Origin of the sequence: Corallococcus llansteffanensis (assembly GCF_003612055.1) — a bacterium.
GTDB classification, from domain to species: Bacteria; Myxococcota; Myxococcia; order Myxococcales; family Myxococcaceae; genus Corallococcus; species Corallococcus llansteffanensis.
The window spans coordinates 1-7894 of record NZ_RAWB01000461.1; the positions used below are offsets into that span (position 1 = coordinate 1).

Below are 7894 nucleotides of genomic sequence, written 5' to 3' on the forward strand. Positions count from 1 at the left end.
GCCTTGCGCTCCCCGTGGCCCATGGACGGCAGGGGCATCAGCGGGGTGGAGGGCGGAGGCCGTCCATTCGCGGACTCGGCGGCGCGCTCGTCTCGGGAGAGCACCAGCGTCGTGCCGTGGAGGTCCTCATCCGGTGACGCGCCGCGCACGGCGCCCGAGGCATGGCCTCGCGACGGCATCACCGCCGTGGGCTCGCGGGGCGGGGGCGCGTCATGGGAGCCGGGCGGCGGGAGCGCCCCGTCCACCAGGGCGGTGCGCTCCGGCAGCGCGGGCAGCGCCTGGTTGCTGGCGGCGGAGGGGAACAGCCTGCGCACGTAGGCGCCCACGTCGGTGTCGTCCACGGAGCGGGCATGGCTCAACACGCACTGGGCCAGCGCGCGCTCCAGCTCGCCGGCCGTCTGGAAGCGCTTGGACAGGTCGCGCTCCAGCGCGCGGCAGATGGCGGCATCCAGGTCGGGGGGCACGTCCGGGTTGAGGCGCGCGGGGGGCACGATGGTGCTCTCCTGCACGGCGCGCAGGACGGCGATCTCCGAGTCCCCCTGGAACAGCCGCCCTCCGGTGAGCAGCTCCCACAGCACGACGCCCAGCGCGAACACGTCGGTGCGCACGTCCACGCTCTCGCCCCGGGCCTGCTCGGGCGACATGTACGCGAACTTGCCCTTGAGCACGCCGGGGTTCGTCAGCTTGTTGCCCGCCTTCGCGATGCCGAAGTCGGTGAGCTTCACCGCGCCGTCGTAGGACACGAGCACGTTGTGGGGCGTGACGTCGCGGTGCACCAGGTGCAGCAGCTCGCCGTTCACCCGCAGGCGGTGGGCGTAGTGCAGCCCGCGCGCGACCTCCGCGCCGATGTGCGCCACCAGCGTGGTGGGCATGGGCGCCATGGCCTCCTTGCTCCGCTTGCGCAGCTCCCACAGCGAGCAGCCGCGCACGTACTCCATCGCCAGGTAGTAGGTGTCCTCGTGCTTGTCGAAGTCGAAGATCTGCACCACGTTGGCGTGGTTGAGCCGCGAGGCCAGCCGCGCCTCGGCGATGAACATCTGCACGAAGTCCGGGTCGGTCGCGAGGAACGCGCGCACGCGCTTGATGACGACTTCCTTCTCGAAGCCCTCCGGCCCGCGCGCGGTGCACAGGAAGATCTCCGCCATGCCCCCTTCGGCGAGCTTGCGGCGCACGACGTACTTGCCGACGTGGGTTCCAGCCTCGAGCGTCATGGAAGGGTCCACGGCCGCGCCTACTCGAACTTGACCGTCACCACGTTGAGGTCGATGGGGCGCACCTCGATGCGGCGGTTGAGGGTGCGTTTCAGCTCGGGGTTGGAGAACTTGCAGTCATACATGCCCACCCGCAGCTCCACGGGCTGGAAGGGCGTCTCCCCCAGCTTGCGCCCGTTGCACGTCACCTCCGCCCACGGCGTCACCACGAAGCTCACCGCCGCGGCACGCTCCACGGGCCGCGCGGCTTCGCGCACCTCCGCCGTCGTCGTCGTGGCGGCGCGGGGCTGCTGGGCGACCGGAGCGGCTCCCGGGTTGCGAGGGGCCTCCTTCGCCTCCGGGGGCGAGGCAGTCGGGGCATTCGGGTCCGCCGCGCCGGAAGGATTGGGCTCCGGCGCGGGTGGCACGGCGGCCGGCGGCTCCGTGCCGGGCCTCCCGGAAGACGTCATCGGCACGAGCTTCAGCGGCCCCACCACCAGCTCTCCGGACGACGGCACCACGATCTGCGTGCGCAGCTCCCGGTAGCCCTCCTTCACCAGCACGACCCAGTAGCGGCCGGGCTTCACCTGCGGCAGCACCAGGGGCGTGCGCTCCGGGAGCACGCGGTCCTCGAAGACGACGCGCGCGCCCGTGGGTTCGGTCTCCACGCGGACGCCGGTCGCGCTCATCCCCGTGCTCCAGAAGAGGCCCAGCACGACGAGGAGCGCCGCCAGCGCGGCCCCGCCCCACACGAGCCACCGTCGCTTGGAGGGCTCCACGACGGACTGCTCGGTGAGGGTGCCCGTGCGGGCCGGCGGCACCCAGGCGTTCGGCATGGGCGCGCGGGATGAGGAACGCGGCGCCGTGGATGCGGTCATCTCCTCGATGGTGGCGTGGGGCGCGGGGACCGGGAGTCGGCCATGGCGGTGCTCCGCCGAAGGCGACGGCATCGGGCCGGACCGGGAGCCAGGCACCTCCGAGCGCGGCACGGCGCGCAGGTCCTGCGTGGGGCCTTCGTCCACCTCCGAGCGGGACACGGCGCGCATGTCCTGGGTGGCGTCGTCGTCGTCCTCCTGGGCCTGCGCCGCCAGCAAGCGCTGATCCAGCGTGGGCGCGTCCTCTTCCACCTGGAACCGGGGCGTCAGCCGGCCCAGCGGGTCCACCATGGCGAGCGTGGGCGCGTCTTCCTCCACCTGGAACCCGGTGGCGCGCAGGCTGCCCAGCGGATCCATCATCGCGAGCGTGGGACCCTCTTCCGAGGTCACGGTCGGGAGGGACGGTTCCTCCAGGCGCACCGGCCGCATGGACCGCGAGGGGGGCGACTCCAGGGCCCGCCGCGTCCCCGTCGACTGCCGGGGCTCGGGGCGGCTCTCGCTCCGGGACTCCGGCCGGGCGTCGGTGTTGCGGAGCTCCGACCGGGGCTCGGCGTTGCGGACATCGGCTCGCGGATCCGCGTGGCGGATCTCCGACCGGGGCTCCGCGTGGCGGATCTCCGACCGGACTTCAGCACGGGATTCCGCACTGCGGGCATCGGCGCGAGCGTCCGCATTGCGTCCATCGGCGGTCCGCGCGTCCGCATTGCGGCCGTCAGCGTTGCGGCCGTCAGCGTTGCGGCCTTCAGCGTTCCGAGCGTCAGCGTTGCGGCCGTCAGCGTTCCGAGCGTCGGCATTGCGGCCGTCAGCGTTGCGGCCTTCAGCGCGCACATCGGCGGTCCGCGCGTCCGCACCGCGGACCTCCGACCGAAGCTCGGCGCGGGCCTCGCCGTTGCGCCCCTCCGCACGGGCGTCACCGGTGCGACCCTCAGCGCCACGAACCTCGGAACGGACCTCTCCCCGCGGCTCCGGACGCGCTTCCGCCCCCCGGGGCTCGGCCTCACCCTCCTCGCGGCGCGGCTCCACCTTCCCGCTCGGCCGGTTCGCCCGGGGCGGACGCAGCGTGGTGGTGGGCTCGTGCTCCGTGCGTCCCGGAGCCGTGGCGGGCCTCATCACCGAGCGGCGCGGCGCTTGCGGTGACTCCGAGCGCGGCGACACGCCGGCCTCCTCGTCCGTCACCTGCACCTCACCCGACCGGGCCTCGGCGGACAGCCGGTCCGCGTACAGGTCCTTCATGAACGCGGCCAGGTCCGCCGTGCCGGACGGCTGCGCCTGGGCGGCCAGCCACCCCTCCAGCGCGTGCTGCAGGTCCTGCGCGTGCTGGTAGCGCGCGTCCGGATCCTTCGCGAGCGCCTTGAGCACGATGGCGTCCAGATCCGCGGGGACCCGGGGCGCCACCTGCGACGGCGCCGGCACGTTGCACTCCGCCACCGCCCCCAGCGTCAGCATGTCGCTGGGGCGCTTGAACAGGCGGCCCCCCGTCAGCAGCTCATGCAGCACCACGCCCAGCGCGAACACGTCCGAACGGCAGTCCACGCGCTGCCCGGCCGCCTGCTCCGGCGACATGTACGAATACTTGCCCTTGAGCACCCCGGAGCGCGTCACCGTGGCCTGGTCCGCCGCCTTGGCGATCCCGAAGTCCACCACCTTCACGCCCCCCTCGAACGTCACCAGGATGTTCTGCGGCGACACGTCCCGGTGCACGATGCCCAGCGGGCGCCCCGTCGCGTCCGTCTTCCGGTGCGCGTAGTCCAGCCCGGCGCTGGCCTCCAGCAGGATGCGGCACACCAGCGGCACCGGCAGCGGCCGCCCCGCCGTCTCCGAGCGCTTCCAGAGCCGGCGCGCGTCCACGCCATGGATGTACTCCATGGCGATGAAGAACGTGTCCCCCTCCGCCCCCAGGTCGTAGATCTGCACCACGTTCGGGTGCGCGAGCCGCGCCGCGATGCGCGCCTCGTCCAGGAACATCCGGACGAACTCGTCGTTCTCCGACAGGTGCGGGAGGATGCGCTTGAGGACCAGCAGCTTGTCCGGAGCATCCGAACCCGGCCGGCGCGCGAGGTAGATCTGCGCCATGCCGCCCGTGGCAAGGCGTTTCAGGAGCTGGTAGCTGCCGTAGGTTTCGATGGACACGGCCGGGACGCGAGAAGGCGGATCCCGAGCGTAAGCCCCCAGCCCAGGGGAATCAAACATCGAATCCCCTTGGGGTTTTTCCCGGGAAGGGCCGTGCGGGCGCCCTAGCGCCGGGCCGCCCGGACCTCCCGGGTCTCCCGCATCAACGCTTCCAGCTCATCCAGGTGCCGCTTGAGCACCGGCATCAGCATGGGGACGGTGTCCACCCGGTCGAACAGGTCGAGCACCCGGTCCACCTTGCGCTCGATCTCCTGCGCCCTCACGGGGCTGATGCGGCGCAGGAGCATGTCCGCCCCCGCCTCCATCAGCACCCGCGCCACCGCGTCCCGCGACGCCAGGGGTTCCTGCTTGCGCTGGCCCTCCCCGCGGATGACCCGCAGCCCCGGCGCACCGGCGCGCGGAGGGGACTTCGGATGCTCGTCGGGGGTTCGGGTGCTCACAGCGCGCCTCCCAAGGCAACAGCAGCTAGACGCTCCGCAGGGTACACACCGAGGGAGCGCCTCCAATTTTCTGGTCATCCGCACAGGCAGATGCAGTGCTGTAGCACCGGGGGCTGACATCCCCGTTCGGGGCCGGATGTCCGGCCCGTCACGGGGTTCACACCACCGTCATTCCCACTGTCCGGTCCAGGTGTCCGGTTCAGTCGTTGGCGCAGGCGCGGCGGTAGGTGATGTTCACCTTCGCGCCCGGCGGCGGCACCACGGAGAACACCACGCTGTTGCTCGCGGCGTCGTAGGTCCAGCCCGTCGTGGTGGGCGTGCCGTTGACGGTGACGACCACCGTGCCCGCGTCCGGCTCCTCGCTCAGCGGGAAGCGGTCCTGCGCGCTGAACGCCTTGCTGGCCACCTGCTTGAGGAGCGGCGCGTAGTCCGGGGCGCACACGTTGAGGACCTCGCCGCCCGTCTGCGCGGCCGCGTCCGCGTAGCGCGTGCCGGCGCCACCCGCCGTGGCGCACGCCGTCTTCGTGGGCGCGATGGCGAAGAACGTGGCCCGCTGCGGCTGGTTCTCACCCTTGCGCTGCTGCGCCCACTGCACGTACGTGGAGACCGCGTCCGGCGAGTGGTCGTCCTCGTCCCCCACGAACACCACCACCAGCGCCGCGGAGTCGCGCAGGAAGCCCTGGTTGCCGTCGTTGGGCATGGACGTGCGCGGATCATCCGCGTTGTTCACGAGCGGCGGGGTGAGCGCGCGGCGCATCGCCTCGAAGCCCTGCTCCACCTGGGCGCACTGGCCCACCTGCATGTTCTGCTGGAGCACCGTCGTCACGTCCGGCGTGGCCAGCGTGAGGATGCGCTGGCGCGTGTTGTCCACCGGGAAGAAGCGCCCCGCCTCACCGCCCAGCGCGCCGCCCGGGCAGGCGCCGGACACCGCGGAGATGCCCGTCGTCGTCACCGCGAGGTTCAGGTCCACCGCCTTGTTGCGCGCGGCGTCCACGAAGGACGGGATGGCGGACACCAGCCGCGGGTGCTCCTCCACCATGGACGCCGTGTTGTCGACGACGAACAGCACGTCCACCTTGCTCACGTCCTGCTGCACGAAGGCGTCCGTCTTCTCCACCTTCTTGGACGACTCGCCGATGAGCGGCACCATCAGCGGGATGGGCAGGTCGCTGGAGTCCACGAACAGGGGCGACAGGTTCATGCCCGTCACCTGCGCGAAGTAGTCCACACCCACCGTGAAGGACTCGCCCGGCTGCAGCAGGAACGCCGGAGGCGCCGGGTGATCCAACAGCGTGAACTCCGAGTCCGTGGTGCCCGGCCCGATGAAGACGTTGGAGATGGTGACGGGCGTGGTGCACGCGTTGAGGTAGTTCACCTCGCGCGGCGCCGGACGGCAGTCCTTGCGCGCCAGGCCGAAGTCCACGAACCAGGGCGAGGCCACCAGACACGTCGTCTGCGAGTGCGCCGTCAGCGGCACCTGCACCACCGGCGTCACCGGGTTGTACTGCTCGATCTGCAGCTCACCCGCGAAGTCCCCGCCGGTGAAGGGCGCCTGGAAGGACACCTGGAAGCTGAACCACTCGCCCGGGTAGATGATGCCGCCGAAGAGGTCCCCGCCGGGCATGCGGAACACGCCGCCGCCGTCGTTGGCCACGCGGATGTTCTTCACCGGGCACAGGTCCGCGCCCTTGTTCTCCAGCTTCACGCCCAGCACCGCGCCGCGCCCCGGCGGCACCGTGCCGAAGTCCACGAGCTGCGGGGTCACCGTCAGGTCGCACGGCGCGTGCGCCTTCGCGCGGCCGAAGAAGTCCAGTTGCACCGTGGCCGCGGAGAAGGCGTTGGTGGTCATCACCAGCGAACCCGCCGCGGAGCCCTCGCGGGAGGGCTCGTAGTAGATCTCCAGGTTCACCTCGCCGTTGGGCGGCAGCGTGTACGGCGTCGCCAGCGGCTTGTGGTTGAACTGGAGCTCGCCGGACGGATCCGGCGTCCACGTCAGGGCGTTGATGGTCAGGGGACCTGCGTTGTCCGTGCCGCAGTTCTTCACGTTCACGATGACGCGCACCTTGGAGCCCAGCGGCTGCTCGCCAAAGTCATACGTCAGCGGCGACACGCACAGCTCCGACGCGCCACCGAAGCCGCGCAGCGGCACCGGCAGCGTGGGGTGGCGCTTGCTCACCACCGAGTAGACGACGCGGTCCGTGGCCGGGCCCATGTGGCTGGGGCTGTAGCGGATCTCAAAGCCGCGCACCTCGCCCGGCTGGAGCACCAGCGGCAGGCCCGTGTTGGCCTGGCTGAAGGACGCGTCCGTGCCGTCCAGCATCAGCGACGTCACCGTGACGGGCTCCGTGCTGATGTTGCGCAGGCTGGAGGCCTTGATGGCGTCGCGGTCCACCGGCACCGCGCCGAAGTCCAGCACCTCCGGCTCCGCCACCACCGCGCGCTCCAGCGCCTCCGCGGTCACCTGCACCGGCACGTCCGCGCACCCGTGGCACGGCGACACCGCGAGCGCGATCTGCTTCCTGCCCACGCGCACCGGGTTGAAGGCGACTTGCAGCTCCTTGCGCTCGCCCGGGTTCACCGTCACGGCCTCGGCGACGAACTCATCCTTGTCCGCGCCCACCAGCTTGGGCGTGACCATCACGGGCAGGTCCGTGGGGTTCTCCAGCGTGACGCCCAGCGACTTGGTGGAGTCCGCCTCGATGCGGCCGAAGTCCAGCTTGCGGGGCGACACCCGCGCCCACGCGTCCACGCCGGCGCCGTTGAGCGGGATGCGCATCAGCGGTTCGATGCGCGTGTCCGAGCGGATCACCAGCACCGCGGGCAGGCCGCCTTCGGCGAGCGGCGCGAAGCGCACCTTCAGCGTGCACTCGCTGCCGGGCACCAGGCTGTGCGGGCCCTCGTGCGTGAACTCCGCCTTGTAGGCGCCCTCCGGCCCCTCCACCCAGGCCTCATCCACGGTGATGCGCGCGCGTCCCACGTTGCGCAGCGTCACCTGCGACTCCCGCGCGTCGAAGATGGCGACCCGCTCGAAGTCCACGCCACCCGGCGTCGCCGTCAGCCGCCCATCCGCGAGCGACGAGCGTTCCCGGTCCGCGCAACCCGACAACAGAACCACCGCCAACAGGCCCAGCAGGTGCTGACCTACAGCGAGTCGGGTGACCCGAAGTCGCCCCACTACGCGGACCAGACGCTCCTGTTCTCGAAGAAGCAGTGGCGGCCCATCCTCTTCACGGATGCGCAGATCGCTGGCGACGCCAAC

The 7894-nt window shown here is 71.6% G+C and carries 5 protein-coding genes; 1 reads left to right on the forward strand and 4 read right to left on the reverse strand.

Translation table 11 applies throughout. The features are described from left to right. The 4 genes from D7V93_RS31920 to D7V93_RS31935 form a co-directional block, all read right to left on the reverse strand. Positions 1-1211 (reverse strand): serine/threonine protein kinase (locus tag D7V93_RS31920; protein WP_147451443.1); only part of this gene is annotated, 1211 nt, incomplete at its 3' end. A gap of 20 nt (positions 1212-1231) precedes the next feature. Beyond that, complete coding sequence (locus D7V93_RS31925) at positions 1232-4195, reverse strand: protein kinase domain-containing protein (RefSeq protein WP_208723227.1); 2964 nt, start codon at positions 4193-4195, stop codon at positions 1232-1234. Positions 4196-4299: 104 nt separating this feature from the next. Beyond that, entirely contained in the window at positions 4300-4635 is a 336-nt protein-coding gene (locus D7V93_RS31930; protein WP_120646978.1) for a hypothetical protein, read from the reverse strand. A 199-nt stretch (positions 4636-4834) separates the two neighbouring features. Then, positions 4835-7756 (reverse strand): choice-of-anchor D domain-containing protein, encoded by a 2922-nt coding sequence (locus D7V93_RS31935; RefSeq protein ID WP_372338365.1) that lies wholly within the window; start codon positions 7754-7756, stop codon positions 4835-4837. On the opposite strand from D7V93_RS31935, the gene D7V93_RS46975 reads away from it, so the two are divergent. Further along, positions 7700-7894 (forward strand): penicillin acylase family protein (locus tag D7V93_RS46975; RefSeq protein ID WP_372338367.1); only part of this gene is annotated, 195 nt, incomplete at its 3' end. The two genes, D7V93_RS31935 and D7V93_RS46975, sit on opposite strands and share 57 nt — an antisense overlap.